General features: G+C 34.7%; 18 protein-coding genes and 1 pseudogene. 5 read left to right on the top strand and 14 right to left on the bottom strand.

What is annotated here, in order from left to right:
- Positions 1 to 15 precede the first annotated feature (15 nt).
- Complete coding sequence (locus tag K5S59_RS19720) at positions 16 to 369, bottom strand: hypothetical protein (protein ID WP_033656042.1); 354 nt, start codon at positions 367 to 369, stop codon at positions 16 to 18.
- A 662-nt stretch (positions 370 to 1,031) separates the two neighbouring features.
- On the opposite strand from K5S59_RS19720, the gene K5S59_RS19715 reads away from it, so the two are divergent.
- A complete protein-coding gene (locus tag K5S59_RS19715; protein ID WP_120450108.1) occupies positions 1,032 to 1,640 on the top strand; it encodes a hypothetical protein in 609 nt (202 codons plus the stop codon).
- 14 nt (positions 1,641 to 1,654) lie between these two features.
- On the opposite strand, the gene K5S59_RS30240 is transcribed toward K5S59_RS19715, so the two are convergent.
- Positions 1,655 to 1,786, bottom strand: a complete 132-nt coding sequence (locus K5S59_RS30240; RefSeq protein WP_259653019.1) for a hypothetical protein — start codon at positions 1,784 to 1,786, stop codon at positions 1,655 to 1,657.
- 410 nt (positions 1,787 to 2,196) lie between these two features.
- On the opposite strand from K5S59_RS30240, the pseudogene K5S59_RS30745 reads away from it, so the two are divergent.
- The 3 genes and pseudogenes from K5S59_RS30745 to K5S59_RS19705 all read left to right on the top strand — a co-directional run.
- Positions 2,197 to 2,404: pseudogene (locus K5S59_RS30745) on the top strand (site-specific integrase); the annotation flags it as partial.
- A gap of 128 nt (positions 2,405 to 2,532) precedes the next feature.
- Complete coding sequence (locus K5S59_RS19710) at positions 2,533 to 2,847, top strand: thioredoxin family protein (RefSeq protein ID WP_000658777.1); 315 nt, start codon at positions 2,533 to 2,535, stop codon at positions 2,845 to 2,847.
- 294 nt (positions 2,848 to 3,141) lie between these two features.
- Entirely contained in the window at positions 3,142 to 4,023 is an 882-nt protein-coding gene (locus K5S59_RS19705) for a cation diffusion facilitator family transporter (protein ID WP_000380387.1), read from the top strand.
- Here K5S59_RS19705 and K5S59_RS19700 read toward each other — a convergent pair.
- The 5 genes from K5S59_RS19700 to K5S59_RS19680 form a co-directional block, all read right to left on the bottom strand.
- Positions 4,013 to 4,648: a phosphatase PAP2 family protein gene (locus K5S59_RS19700; protein WP_000833365.1), complete on the bottom strand. Its 636-nt coding sequence runs from the start codon at positions 4,646 to 4,648 to the stop codon at positions 4,013 to 4,015. The two genes, K5S59_RS19705 and K5S59_RS19700, sit on opposite strands and share 11 nt — an antisense overlap.
- 78 nt (positions 4,649 to 4,726) lie before the next feature.
- Positions 4,727 to 5,482, bottom strand: coding sequence for a sporulation protein (locus tag K5S59_RS19695; protein WP_000486602.1), 756 nt, complete (start codon positions 5,480 to 5,482; stop codon positions 4,727 to 4,729).
- Positions 5,464 to 6,285 (bottom strand): serine/threonine protein kinase, encoded by an 822-nt coding sequence (locus K5S59_RS19690; protein WP_212982004.1) that lies wholly within the window; start codon positions 6,283 to 6,285, stop codon positions 5,464 to 5,466. Before K5S59_RS19690 ends, K5S59_RS19695 begins: the two co-directional genes overlap by 19 nt.
- Positions 6,285 to 6,467, bottom strand: a complete 183-nt coding sequence (locus K5S59_RS19685; RefSeq protein WP_000473374.1) for a hypothetical protein — start codon at positions 6,465 to 6,467, stop codon at positions 6,285 to 6,287. Before K5S59_RS19685 ends, K5S59_RS19690 begins: the two co-directional genes overlap by 1 nt.
- 110 nt (positions 6,468 to 6,577) lie before the next feature.
- Positions 6,578 to 6,757: a YozD family protein gene (locus tag K5S59_RS19680; protein ID WP_000658451.1), complete on the bottom strand. Its 180-nt coding sequence runs from the start codon at positions 6,755 to 6,757 to the stop codon at positions 6,578 to 6,580.
- Positions 6,758 to 6,907: 150 nt separating this feature from the next.
- Here K5S59_RS19680 and K5S59_RS19675 point away from each other — a divergent pair, with 150 nt between their 5' ends.
- A complete protein-coding gene (locus tag K5S59_RS19675) occupies positions 6,908 to 7,075 on the top strand; it encodes a DUF3930 family protein (protein ID WP_000456535.1) in 168 nt (55 codons plus the stop codon).
- 4 nt (positions 7,076 to 7,079) lie between these two features.
- On the opposite strand, the gene K5S59_RS19670 is transcribed toward K5S59_RS19675, so the two are convergent.
- The 7 genes from K5S59_RS19670 to K5S59_RS19640 all read right to left on the bottom strand — a co-directional run bounded on the left by K5S59_RS19670 (position 7,080) and on the right by K5S59_RS19640 (position 13,714).
- The gene (locus tag K5S59_RS19670; protein WP_000101496.1) at positions 7,080 to 7,742 is read right to left on the bottom strand and encodes a hypothetical protein; all 663 of its coding nucleotides are present in this window, start codon (positions 7,740 to 7,742) and stop codon (positions 7,080 to 7,082) included.
- 188 nt (positions 7,743 to 7,930) lie between these two features.
- Positions 7,931 to 8,146, bottom strand: coding sequence for a YozE family protein (locus tag K5S59_RS19665; RefSeq protein ID WP_000750725.1), 216 nt, complete (start codon positions 8,144 to 8,146; stop codon positions 7,931 to 7,933).
- A gap of 72 nt (positions 8,147 to 8,218) precedes the next feature.
- Positions 8,219 to 8,491, bottom strand: a complete 273-nt coding sequence (locus K5S59_RS19660) for a YokU family protein (protein ID WP_000995761.1) — start codon at positions 8,489 to 8,491, stop codon at positions 8,219 to 8,221.
- Positions 8,488 to 9,909: a lysine 2,3-aminomutase gene (kamA, locus tag K5S59_RS19655; RefSeq protein ID WP_000902132.1), complete on the bottom strand. Its 1,422-nt coding sequence runs from the start codon at positions 9,907 to 9,909 to the stop codon at positions 8,488 to 8,490. Before kamA ends, K5S59_RS19660 begins: the two co-directional genes overlap by 4 nt.
- A gap of 210 nt (positions 9,910 to 10,119) precedes the next feature.
- Complete coding sequence (gene rocR / locus K5S59_RS19650; RefSeq protein ID WP_098259253.1) at positions 10,120 to 11,505, bottom strand: arginine utilization transcriptional regulator RocR; 1,386 nt, start codon at positions 11,503 to 11,505, stop codon at positions 10,120 to 10,122.
- A 98-nt stretch (positions 11,506 to 11,603) separates the two neighbouring features.
- The gene (gene ablB, locus K5S59_RS19645) at positions 11,604 to 12,449 is read right to left on the bottom strand and encodes a putative beta-lysine N-acetyltransferase (protein ID WP_098259252.1); all 846 of its coding nucleotides are present in this window, start codon (positions 12,447 to 12,449) and stop codon (positions 11,604 to 11,606) included.
- On the bottom strand, positions 12,446 to 13,714 hold the full coding sequence (locus K5S59_RS19640) for a peptidase (protein WP_000436668.1): 1,269 nt from the start codon (positions 13,712 to 13,714) through the stop codon (positions 12,446 to 12,448). The genes ablB and K5S59_RS19640 overlap by 4 nt, the downstream gene beginning before the upstream one ends.
- Positions 13,715 to 13,722: the final 8 nt, after the last annotated feature.

The following is a 13,722-nucleotide window of genomic DNA, read 5'->3' as shown; positions in this document are numbered from 1 at the left end:
TACTTTACATTCGTTTTATCCCCAAGAGAAATGATATATATATTCTCCCGTTACACTTTGATTAATCCCATTAATTCTAGCAAACCGCATTAAGTCCGCTCCTTGAAGAAAATACATCGCAAGCATTACTGGCACTTGTGACCACATAAACTGATAAAGCTCCTCGACTCTCTGGTTTGTTGAAACAATTAGATCATTTACAGGCCCTTGATTCCATACAGAAGTTCTAACTGAATTAAACGGAAGATCTTTCCCATTAACGACTATTCGTGCCATGCTTTGAGTTATGTCCACATCAATTCCCTCCATCATTACAAAAATCGGACCTGTGTATTTACTCCTATTGTTATAAATATTCTTTACTTTCATAAATGTCTAAGGCAAATCTCTATTTTTCACTTCTATTCAAATTAATTTATTTATTAAAGTAAAAAACAAATTAATTTTTAGTATTCAACTCCCGCAACTTGCATGACATTTAAATCTTTTATAACCTTGTTCACTTTTAACAATCTGATATGCAAAATTACATATCTTATTATCTCAATATCACTTTATTAACTACACTTTAATAAGAATCCATTTAAACACCCTGATAAATCAACGTTTGTAAATTAATTCCTTATTCAGAAATCCACCCCTTTATCCTTAAACACTATATTCGAATAATTATATTGGAATTTCTTGTTGTATACACATCTATCTTTTTCAGGTATTATATACGAGAAGAGTAAGGTAAGAGTTACTCTTTGCCATTTTAGGAAAGGTCCTGTTGGAAACAACAGGACTTTTTTTCATATAATCACACTTCTATTTATCCCCACCTTATAACTATTGTATTATTTATCAAAAACACTATGCTCACGTAACACACATCTGTAAATCAATGAATATGCATGCACTTCATAAAGAAAATAAAAAAGCAAGTTATTCGTCATTTTAACGATAGCGTGTTTCACTCACACCTCCTTAAAAATGCAGGATTTCCCTCTCAAACATCGAATTAGTAATGCTTGGAAAGGGGGTGTAACATGGCGGAAATTAAAGTGGGACTTACACAATTTTTAGACTTCACACTAAAAAGTAGTGCAGCTAAAACAAATTTTGTAAAGAATCTAAAATCTCAACCTGAATATCACCCAGTTTTTGATTACTGGAAACAATTACGAGAAACTATTATTAAATTTCATAAAAACGAACTACCTTTTGACTGTTTTGAAACATTAGTACAAACTGTTGACCAGAAGAAAAAGCAAAACTACATTGATGTTATAAAGCAGTACAAAAAATTTATTAAAAACAAAGACGTCTCTTGGTTTGATCCAGGTAAATCACATTGGTTATCAGATAATTTAATCGTCCGCTCATCACCTGAACTCGGTTTGCTCATTAACGATGAGCCGCATCTTATTAAACTGTTTTTCAAAGGAAAAAAAGAGCGAATTGATAAATATAACATCAACTCAACACTGACATTATTAAATGAATCAACGTTTTCAAATGAATATAACGATATGAATTATACGGTCCTTAACATCCAAAAGAACAGAATGTATACGAATAACTCTATTAATAATGATCATTTAATAGCTCTTGAATCAGAAGCCCACCAGCTTTCTTATTTATGGAATAAGGTGTAAAAGGATATAGGTATCTATTTCAATATCTTTTTCATGCGTGATTTGGGCACAATTTTCACAAATCCAATTCGTTTTTGAAGCTCACCTTCTTGTTTCTCACAAACAATGCAAGGTGGGTATTTTTGTTTCTTTACCCATTTCAACAACCTAATTCCCCCTGACTTCTTAACCGCTAAATAATTCCCAAAATGTTCTTATGATCCCTTACGCGTTCCACATCATGTTTTTTCTTTCACTCTATACAATAGAGTACAGCAATTTCCCCTCTTGTTAGTCACGTTTCTTTCACCCACATTACTTTATTTGGTTGTAATTATTGCTGGGACTCAGCTAACTCCGCCCTAATCTCTTCTCTCACAACTTCACGAATAAATTCTTATAACGATTCCTCTAAATTCATACATGCATCCCCTACATCATTTTTTAAATTTCCTGCTTGTTGTTTAATTCACTCATAAAATTTATGAGTGATCATCCACCGTTTAACTTTTCTAAGTACCAGAAAGAGATTGCTTGTTTTATCCGACATTACAGGCGCTTCATAAACATCTGAGGAAAAGAACGTTTTAGCAATGGCTATCATGAATACAATTTGATCTACCCTACTTATACCTTATAATTCAGAAGTTTGACACAGCTCATGAAAAAGCTTATAAAGAAAAGTAAGGTTCCTAATATTCGTTTCTAGGATCTAAAAGATTACAAGTAAACGTTTAGTAGGTATCATACTGGACACTTACCAAGATGTTGTACCAGGAATTTAAGAAACTACGGTGAATCAATTTGCAAACGAATTATTTGGAAAGAAAACTTTCGTTAGAAGTTTTCGTTTCACAGCAAATACACCAACTAATCAACCTAAAATATTAATAGTGAAAAAGGAGAAACAAACATGAAAGAAATCAAATCAGAACAGGAATTCAAAGACATCATCGCAAGCGAGGAGCCAGTAGTTGTTAAGTTCTTTACTACATGGTGCCCTGATTGCGTTCGTATGGACAACTTTATCGGAGATGTAATGGAAGAGTTCAATAAGTTTGAATGGTATTCTATTAATAAAGATGAGTTCCCAAGTATCGCTGAAGAGTATCAAGTAATGGGTATTCCAAGTTTACTTGTATATCAAAATGGCGAGAAGCTAGGTCACTTGCATAGTGCTAACGCAAAAACTGAAGAGCAAGTTACTGAGTTTTTAGAAGCATACTAAGATGAAAACCCTCTGAAAAATATTTTCTAGAGGGTTTTTATTTTGCCCAATCATCTTTCAGCAGTGTAGTATACTGATTCATCATAATACATGTACCCTTTCACCTATCTCTCGATCAAAATCGCGTTTACACCCTAACTTTGCACTTTACAACATATTTTTCCTTCACGAAACTTTGTTATCCCCTTCTTAAAAAGCTAAAAAACGTCAACAATGTTTGTATAGACCCACACGAGTTTCGTTTGGTACTCTATTTATAGAAAGAAATTCCTTGTAGAAAGGTGAGTGATTAAAATGGATACTCTTTCTCATAAAGAAGCTGATAAAGGTGCAATTGTCAGCATTATGGCCTACATATTTTTATCCTCTATGAAAATCATCATCAGTTATATTACCCTCTCTAGCGCATTACGTGCTGACGGTTTAAATAACTTAACGGATATCGGTGCTTCTTTAGCAATATTAATTGGTTTAAAAATTTCTCGTAAACCTCGTGACCCAGATCATCCTTATGGGCATTCGCGCGCAGAACAAATTGCATCACTTGTTGCTTCTTTCATTATGGCAACGGTCGGTTTAGAAGTTGTTATTAGTGCCATTCAATCTTTTTTAAATCCGAAACAAGCAGCGCCTAATGTACTTGCTGCATGGGTAGCCTTATTTTCTGCTGTCGTTATGTACTGTGTGTATTTGTATACGAAAAAGGTTGCAGCACGCACAAAAAGTAAATCATTAGAAGCCGCTGCAAAGGATAATTTATCAGATGCTCTCGTAAGTATCGGTACAGTAGTAGGTATTGTCGGTTCACAGTTCCAACTGCCTATTTTAGATCCTATTGCCGCTTTACTTGTCGGCCTTATTATTTGTAAAACTGCATGGGAGATTTTCGTAGAATCTTCTCATATGTTAACAGATGGAATCGATCCAGATAAGATGGAAGAGTACGCTGGTGCTATTGAACATATTGGCGGCGTGGAAAACATCGTAGATATTCGCGCTCGGATGTACGGAAATCAAACGTACGTTGATATTACAATCGAGGTTGATGCTCGTATGGATGTTGGTGAAAGTCATTGTATTACTGACAACATCGAGGCTATGCTCCGGAAAAAGTATGGCATTTACCACGCACACATTCATGTTGAACCAATGGAAAAAGAACCTATTATGACATAGGTTCTTTTTTAATGAACGTTTTATGAAATATAACACATAAAACGAGCCAGCTACCGCCAGCTGCCCATCCTGCTAATATGTCAGATGGATAGTGCACGCCAAGATAAATTCGGCTAACTGAAATAGATAATACAACAAAGCTCGCTATAAAAATAATCAACAATTTTTTATGCAATGTAATACGTTCTTCTGTAATTGTGACGTATGCAATAAATCCTAAAAAAGCAGTAGCATTCATCGTATGACCGCTCGGAAAACTATAACCAGTTGCCGTAACAAGCTGCGTTACATCAGGTCTTGCTCGTTCGTACCATAGTTTAAGCATACTGTTTAAATAACGAGATCCATAATAATTAATTGTTAGAAGTAATGCACTAAGCAACTTTTTTCTAACGAGAAAATACATTACAAGAATAATGAGCAACGGAAAATATATTCTTTTGGAACCGATAAAAGACACCCAAGTAAAATAGGCTGTCAAATAATCGTTTCGAAAACTTTGAATAAAATGCGCGACTATATTGTCAAATTTCTCAATACAAGCGGTATGATACGAAAGTGATAATACGACAAAACAGATGAGTAGCGTAAAACTTAACAAGTATAAATGTCGATATCGTTTCACATACATAACCTCACTATGCAAAAAAAATGGAGCGGTTGTTTTAGTTTTCCTCTCCATTTCTTTTTTATGCATAGTTTATTAAAAAATATAATTGTTAATTTTTTCTTTCATTGCTGGAATATCTTCATTTGTTACTGTAAAGCGAATCACTTTCTCGTCAAGATCAAGCGCTTCTGCAAATAAACCTGCTAATCCGCGAGATTTTCTGTCTACTTCCATAATAATCTCTAATCGATCGTAAGCGCTTGGCAAGATTAATAATTCTAGCTCATCTAATTTCCCATAATACTCTCCGGAAACCGGAACAAACTCAAATTCTTGCGCAAATGGAACTTGCTTACGTAATCGATACGGTAATTCTTCACATTCTATATGACGCGCTTTAAAACCTAATTGTTGTACACTCTCTAACACACTATTTAATAGTGCATTTGGCAACACTTGAATGTAATCACGATCACTTGGATCTATACTGCGTTTAATATCAAGGCCTGTATGCACCCAAACTGTTTTCATTCCAAGTGTAAGCGGCGTTTCCACTGGCATTATAAATGAAAATGGAATTTCTTTTTTTTCATTCGGCTCAACAGAAAAAGGTTCTGTTAACCGAACTCGCTCTAGATCATAAGTTGCTGTTACTTTTTTATCATCCACTTCTCGTACATACGATGTTGATAACGTTAAGTAAATGCTTTCAATTTGTTGGCTAACTGAACCACCAGTTATATGAACCTTACCTAGTATCTCTTCTCCAACAATATACTCATCTTTTTCAAGAACTGTATCTACTTTTGCATTACCAATACCAACGCTTGCTAAAAACTTTTGAAACATGGATCCTCCATCCTTTCTAAAGCAAAAGCTACATCTTTTTTTAAATCTTGTACATTCTCATAGTATGGCATTTTTATTTGTAACATTCGCATAAGCATTTCACGGTTATAATTTTCCAAAGTTAATTCGTCATACCATGGTTTTTCATGTTTTTCATTAGATTCATAGCCTGCATATAATAAAAATAACGAGAAATGACCAAGCGCATAAAAATCACTACGAAAGTGAACTTCTCGCATCAAAGCTTGTTCACCTTCGTAAGTTGTAGCTCGTTCATCACCCTCACCCTTTAATTTAGCTAATCCAAAATCAATAATACTAATTTTATTTTCTTTCATTAATATATTCGGAATGCGTAAATCTCGGTGGATAATACCTTTACTATGAAACACCGATACAATTTCTAATATTTCATATAAGATTTTAAAAACTTCACGTTCTGTATATACATGCCCATCTAAGAAAATATAATCTTCGAAATTTTCGCCTGGCATATATTCCATCACAAAAAAGCTTTTTTTCTCCCATACGAAATGATCATATAAACTAGGAATTGCATGATGATTTAATGTTTGTAAAATCATTTTCTCTTGTTCAAATGATTTTCTACCAGACTCATACCTTTGTTTACTTTGTCTTAATTGTTTTAAGACTTTATATCTATTTATTTGTAAGTCATTAACGGCATATGTAACCCCATAACTGCCCATTCCAATTACTGATTCAATTTTGTAACGTTCTGCAACGATTGTATTTTTTCGCAGTGGTCTATCAAATAAAGCTAGTATACGACGCCATTTCATCAGCTACTTGAAAAGAAGCTACGGCTTTTACGCTTTCTTTTATAATGTTGATGCCCATAACCAGATGAACGTCGTTTATAATCGCTACTTGAATAAGAGCGACCTCTATGGCGATAATCACTACTAGAATACGAACGATATTTTTTCCTACCTAATAAAGAATCAATAATTTTTTTGAACATCCCTTCACCTCTTGAGTAAAATTTTCTCTTAATTATACCAACTATTACCGACTATATTTGTGACAAGTTTGTAAAGAGTAAAAAACGACGAGTTAAGCCCGTCGTTACTTTCACTCATCCTCTTCATCAAACACTTCATCAATCATACATTTCTCTAATAAGTACTCGAATGTAATATCTGCGAGATCTTCAATTTCTTCTCGTTTTGGGACGTATCCTCTTTCAATTAGTTGCTCATAAAAAAACTCCGCAATCTCTTCCGTATCAATTACGACTTCAATTTCCTTCATGAGCATCACTCCTTTATTTCTGTTTTATGAAAAAATCTCAAAAATATGTATATGAGATTAGAAAAATAGTTTTTCTTTTTTTATAGGTCATATCCTTTGGACGAGATGCATACGATGGTAGTACAAGCTATCAAAAAGGGGGATTTAATTATGGAATACCAATATGAGGTAGAACAAGAAGTAGGGCAAACAAAAGAAGAGTTCATGCATGAAGATCAATGGGCAGACTCTCTTATTAAATGGCTTTTTATTTTTTTAATAATTGTAGGCATACCTTATACTGCATATGTTGTTGTTCAATTCATTCTCTCTTTCTAGTTAACTATTTTTTCTCTGTCAATTTAACTAAATAATTATGAACAACATCCATAACAATTTTGTATTCTTCATCTTTAAATGTATCAAATAACAATTGATAATCGTTATAAATATCAAGTAATCCATCAATGATTTCTTGACGATTTGTCTTAACACTCACTTTTTTTGAGTTGTTAATTGACTTTAATTTTCCTAAATCTAATTTATTCATACCAGCTTTATCTTGTTTCATTTTCTTCAAAATTGCATTTGCCGTTTGAGCGTTGGCAAGTAGCGTTAAATCTGATTCATCTGCTTCTAACCATTCACCATCTGTAATTCGTGACAATTCATATATTGTATCTTCCCATGCGTCATTTTTATATCTCCATACTTCTGTACGAAAACCAACAATTCGAAACACATCTTTATCGTATCCTGTTACTTGCACGAGATCACCAAATGTGAAATTATAATTTAATTCAATCCATTCAGTTTCACCCTTTTTCATGTCTTGCTCTGAAACGTGCTGCAATGTTTGCTCTACGTAAAATCCATCGTGATTATTGACTTCGTATACGTAAACTCCATCTAATACCTTCATATTTGTGATTTTACCAACGGTTCCATATAGCGTAATCACGACTATGTCCCCTACGTTATATTTAGGTTGCTTTTTCCTTGCCATCTATATCTCTCCTTTTTTTGACGTCGTGATTTTGATAACAGTATATGCAACCTACATAAAAACGCTTATCACAGAAGCGTATATTCATAAATTTTTTCAATAAAAAATATCACCATATGAAAATTTGTTTACAACGTAAAAAAAGCTAGCAAATAGACTAGCTTCACGTCAGAATTTTCATATTGTTTTCATCTCTCTTGTATGTATAAATCCCAAGCTTCATCAAATATAGACATACTTTCTAGCATTCCACTTAATTCTAAGTATGAACTAATTTCATCGTAATCTTCAGATTGCTTCGGAAAGCTTAAATCATCGTACATTGCCTCTGCTAAATTCGAAATTTCATTACTAAATAAAGCGGCACGATGCTTCATCATATAGTGGTAAAATGTCTTTTTCAAAAATATTCCCTACCTTTCTAACTTGGATACATTATACAAGGCAAAATAGAAAAAAACCAGCATAAAAGCTGGTTAAAAGTCGAAATAATTTCTTTTTAATAGACGTGGTCTTCCCATTAATTCTTCATATGTTAGTTGTTTTGGTAAATCTTTCGTATAAATTAAAAACAATTGATCTTCTATTTCTTTCACTGTTTGATCTGCTTGATAGTCCATACCACATGAGGAACAAGAAATGCATGGTGTCTCTTGGATTTCAATGGCTTTCGTACCATCTGGTAATTCCCAATATACAGTATTCAAGCTTTCTTTCGCTTCTGTACTGTCACACCACATACAATTCATACTGCATCACCCTCATTTTTTTTGTCGTTTTCTTCTAATTTAGCCATTTGCGATTGATACTTTTTATCTTTAAGTTGATCGCGCTTATCACGTTTATCTTTTAGCGATGCATGAGTGTCATTATCTTCATAGTCTTTACGACGACTCATACGCTGTAAGTCGTCTGGAACAAGGTTGAATTTCTTATCACTCATAAGACCTGCGATACCAACATCTGAACGTTTTTCTTCATAGTTTGGATAGATTTCTTTAAAGTACCCTTCTGCTCTTCCAGGGATATAGCTCTCTGGCTCTGGATACGTTGTAATAACACCTTCAAAGTTACGAAGCACAACTTTATCTGCACTTTGCGAAATTAAATAGTTTGGTTGAAGCGCAATTTTCCCGCCGCCTCCTGGTGCATCAACAACAAATGTTGGAACCGCATAACCAGATGTATGACCGCGTAAACCTTCAATAATTTCAAGACCTTTAGATACTGGTGCACGGAAATGACCAATACCTTCAGATAAGTCACATTGATAAATGTAGTATGGACGTACACGGATTTTTACTAAGTCATGCATAAGTTTTTTCATAATTGGAACGCTGTCGTTAATACCAGCTAAAATTACTGCTTGGTTTCCAATTGGAACACCAGCATTTGCTAGCATTTCACATGCCTTTTTCGATTCCTCTGTAATTTCAATAGAAGTATTGAAATGTGTATTCAGCCATACTGGATGGTATTTTTTAATAATGTTACATAAGTTTTCTGTAATACGCTGCGGGAATACTACCGGCGCTCTCGTTCCGATACGAATAATCTCGACATGCGGAATCTCTCGTAAATTTTTTAATACATATTCTAAAATTTTATCGTTAATAAGAAGACCGTCACCACCAGAAATTAATACATCTCGTACTTGTGGTGTATCACGAATGTAACCAATTGCATCATCTAATTGTTTCTTCGGCACACCCATTCCAATTTGTCCACTAAAACGACGGCGTGTACAGTAACGACAATACATAGAACATTGATTCGTTACTAAGAATAATACGCGGTCAGGATAACGATGCGTTAACCCTGGAACTGGTGAATCTTCATCTTCATGAAGCGGATCTTCTAAATCATATTTTGTTTTATATAACTCTTCCGAGATCGGTACAGATTGCATCCGAATCGGACAGCGTGGGTCATCAGGATTCATTAGCCAAGCATAGTACGGTGTAATATTTAACGGGATCGTTTTTGTTGAAATTTTAACACCTTCTTCTTCTTCAGGTATTAAATTAATCACTTTCTTTAAGTCATCCAAAGTTTTGATCGTATTCGTTAATTGCCAAACCCAGTCATTCCATTGTTCTTCAGTAACATCCTTCCACAACTCGATATCCTTCCAGTGACGATTTGGTTTGTATACATCATGTAACATTGCTATTCCCCCTTTTTATACGCTCATCCTTTATATAAGCAATAGTTATGCCAACTTTACATTATTGATAAGTAAATGTACGGAGAACGCTATTACATCAGCAAAAAAATATTTGTAAGCACTGTATGAAATCCATACATACTATCATATTCATTACTTTTTATATATGTAAACGCTCTTTTATTGGTGCAAACACACAAAAACCGCCAATTATTCGGCGGTTTTGTCGTACTTACTCAGTTTATATTGCAGCGTTTGGCGAGGGATACCTAACATTTTTGCAGCTTGTAATATATTACCTTCCGTTTCAATTAACGCTTGATCTATTAATTCCTTTTCCGTTTGATGAAGCGCTTCTCTAAGTGGCAATATGCTCTTCTTCTTCGGAAGACTCTCTTTCCGAAATGTACGTGGTAAACAATTTGCTGTTAATGTATTACCTTCTGCAATTATGACAGCATGTTCAATCGTATGTTTTAGCTCCCGAACATTTCCAGGCCATTGGTAAGCTTCTAGTCTTTCTTTCGCTTCCTTATCCATTTGAAGTACACCTTTTTTATAACTTTTATTATATTCTTTCAAAAAATAAGACGCTAATAATAATACATCCTCAGTTCTTTCACGGAGCGGCGGAATATATAATGAAAAGACATTTAATCGATAATATAAATCAGTGCGAATTTTATTCTCTTTTAAACATATTTCTGGTGGCTGATTCATTGCGGTAATAACGCGAACATCTACTTTTCTCGTCTTATTATCACCAATACGACGAATAACACCATCTTCTAATACACGTAGCATTTTCGCTTGTAAATCGAGTGGCATGGAATTCAGTTCATCTAAAAACAATGTCCCTCCATCTACAAGTTCAAACAATCCCGCTCGTTCAATTGCTCCAGTATAGCTACCTTTCGTCGTTCCAAACAATAAACTTTCTAATAGCGACTCTGGCAAAGCTGCGCAGTTTTGTGCAATAAACGGCTTGTTTTTCCGTTTAGAAGCTTCATGAATCGCTTGTACAAATAGCTCTTTCCCTGTTCCTGTTTCCCCATATATTAAAACATTTGCATCAGTTGGCGCTACTTTTTGTGCTAATTCTTTCGTCTGTTTAAACCGAGCATCATTCGTCACGATCGTCTCAAATGCAACATGCTTTTTGATTGCTTTTTTTCTAGATGACCGCTTTATTTTTGACTGCAAATCGACAATTGTATCCGTAAGTTTTTGAACTGTGGAATAATCCTTTGCAATTTCAACAGCTCCAGCAATATTTCCATCTATAAAAATAGGTAACGTCGTATTTACTGTACAAATGTCTTCCCCATTTAAATTTTGATAATGTTGCACTTGATGAACGATTGGTTTTTTTGTATCTAACACTTTCATTAACGTACTTGTATCCCTAGATAAAGAAGGGAACGCTTCTAATAAATGTTTACCTAACACTTTTTCAATTTTTGACCCATCATGTTTTGCAGCTACGGTATTATAAAAAATTGTAATACCATTTTCATCTACTGCGTGTATAGCCTCATCAATACTGCCCAAAATCGCTTCAATGACTTCTTGTGTCGAAACTGCTAGCAATGTCATCCCCCCTCTTGCCGAAAATCCAGCAATTATATGCCGGATTTTCGGCATACCTATGTGCGATTATAAGCATGACGATTCCGTTCTATTTTTATACCGTACTATTTAGACAAATCTTTCACCCATATATTCATATCTTCCAGCTTATCGAAAATATAGCAATTGTTCGCCAGTCTTCCTGTATACGTATAACCTAACTGTTGAAAGGCCGCATTCATTCCAAAAGAAAGCGATCGAGCAATTGTATAGGAACAGAAAATCGATTTTTCTTGCAATTCTTCTTCTAACTTAATTAGTAAACTTTTCATAAACCCATGCTTACGATATTCGGGTAAAGTAGCACAATTCGTTAATTCTGCATTCCCTTCTTTTATATTCATTTCTGCAGATGCTGTACTAATTATTTTCCCCTCGAATTCATACACATAGTATATTGTATCGTCTTCTTTCATCGTTTGTTTTACATAACTCGCTTCGTTTAAAGGAGTCGGATACACTTCAAATACTTTTCCAAAGACAACGGCTAATTCTTCCGCGTCCTCTTCTGTCGCTTTTCTTAATAAAAATTTCTCTGGGACTATTTTTCCCTTTACTTCTTTTGCTTTAACACCGCTTAAGATGGTATCTTCCTCAGCCCAATGAATACTATTTCGTCTTTCATCATTAATAAATTTCACGAAGAAATATGCATCATGACCTTGAAAATAATGCGGTATTGTTGCTTCCAATAAAAAACCGAAAGAGAGCCATGTAGAAACATGCTCTCCCTTTCCTTTAATAATACATTTAGTGAAAGAATGCTTCTCTGCTAATTCGTCCATTGTTTGGATAATCCTCTCAATATTTCCTGTGTAGTGGTCTACTCGAATACGTTTATTAAAATAGTCTAAAACGCCTTCTACTGTATAGCCATTCGTCTGTTCTCTAAAAGATTCATAGTATTTCATTTTTTCACCTCACACCAATCTAGTAATGTACATGCAATAACTTTTGCGGCAGCTATCATTTTATCAACTTCTATATATTCGTTTGGATAATGTGCTACTTTCGTCTCTCCTGGACCAAATACTATCGTTGGTACACCTGCGATTTGTGTAAATAAACCTCCATCAGTCCCCCAAGGAGACGCTTCAATAATTGGTTTGTTCCCTTCGATTTCAACAAAGTTATGCTCGAGTGTCGTAATTAACTCATGATTTTCTTCTAGTTCACCAGGAACCCATCTCGCTCCAAACCATTCTACTTCTACAGGATTTTCAACAAACCAATTGTCCACATCATTTAATTCAGCGATCCAATTCTCGAACTCTTCTTTTGCTGCCTCTATAGTCTCATTCGGCGCAATACCACATCTTCCTTCTAAAATTAACGAATCCGGAACAGAACTTGGCCAGCTCCCACCTTCAATTTTTCCAATATTAATTGGAATTGGAATCGGGATTCCTTTAAATAATGGATCTGTAATTCGATCATTTCTCTTCTCTTCCAATTTTCTCAAATGATCTACAACAAACATACTTTTTTCAATTGCACTTACTCCTTCATAACGCGTTCCACCGTGTGCTGCTTTACCTTTCACATGTAGACGAAACCACATGGAACCTTGTTGTTTCGGGAAAAACTTCATATTTGTCGGTTCTGGAATAATGACACCATCCGCTTTATATCCTCGTAATATAGTCGCTAATGTTCCTGCCCCGCCGCTCTCTTCTTCTATTACACTTTGAAAATAAATATCTCCTTTTAATTCAATACCAGATTCAATAATGGCTTCCATCGCAAGCATTAGTGCGACATTTCCGCCTTTCATATCCGTTGTTCCACGACCATATATACGATTCCCTATTTGCTCACCACTATAAGGGTGATGGTCCCACTGATTCACATCTCCTTCTGGTACGACATCAATATGTCCATTTAATATCATAGATTTCCCGTCGCCACTTCCTTTTAAAGTTGCCACTATGTTCGGGCTATCTGAAAAACTTGTACGCGGTGATACAAAATAAGGATGATCTTTCATTTTAGAAAATGAAGGTTCCCAAATATCAAGATCTAAACCTAGCTCACGTAATTTTTCAATCACAATTGCCTGCGCACCACTTTCATCACCAGATACGCTTTTTTCTTGAATTAATCGTTTTAAAAATTTTACGCTTTCCTCTTCATGACTCTCGATATAATCACAAATTTTCTTTTTTAATTGCTCCATATATTACA

Origin of the sequence: Bacillus sp. BML-BC051 (assembly GCF_019656175.1) — a bacterium.
Taxonomy (GTDB): Bacteria; Bacillota; Bacilli; order Bacillales; family Bacillaceae_G; genus Bacillus_A; species Bacillus_A mobilis.
The sequence above is the reverse complement of the archived record's forward strand: the minus strand, read 5'-3'. Positions and strand labels throughout refer to the sequence as shown.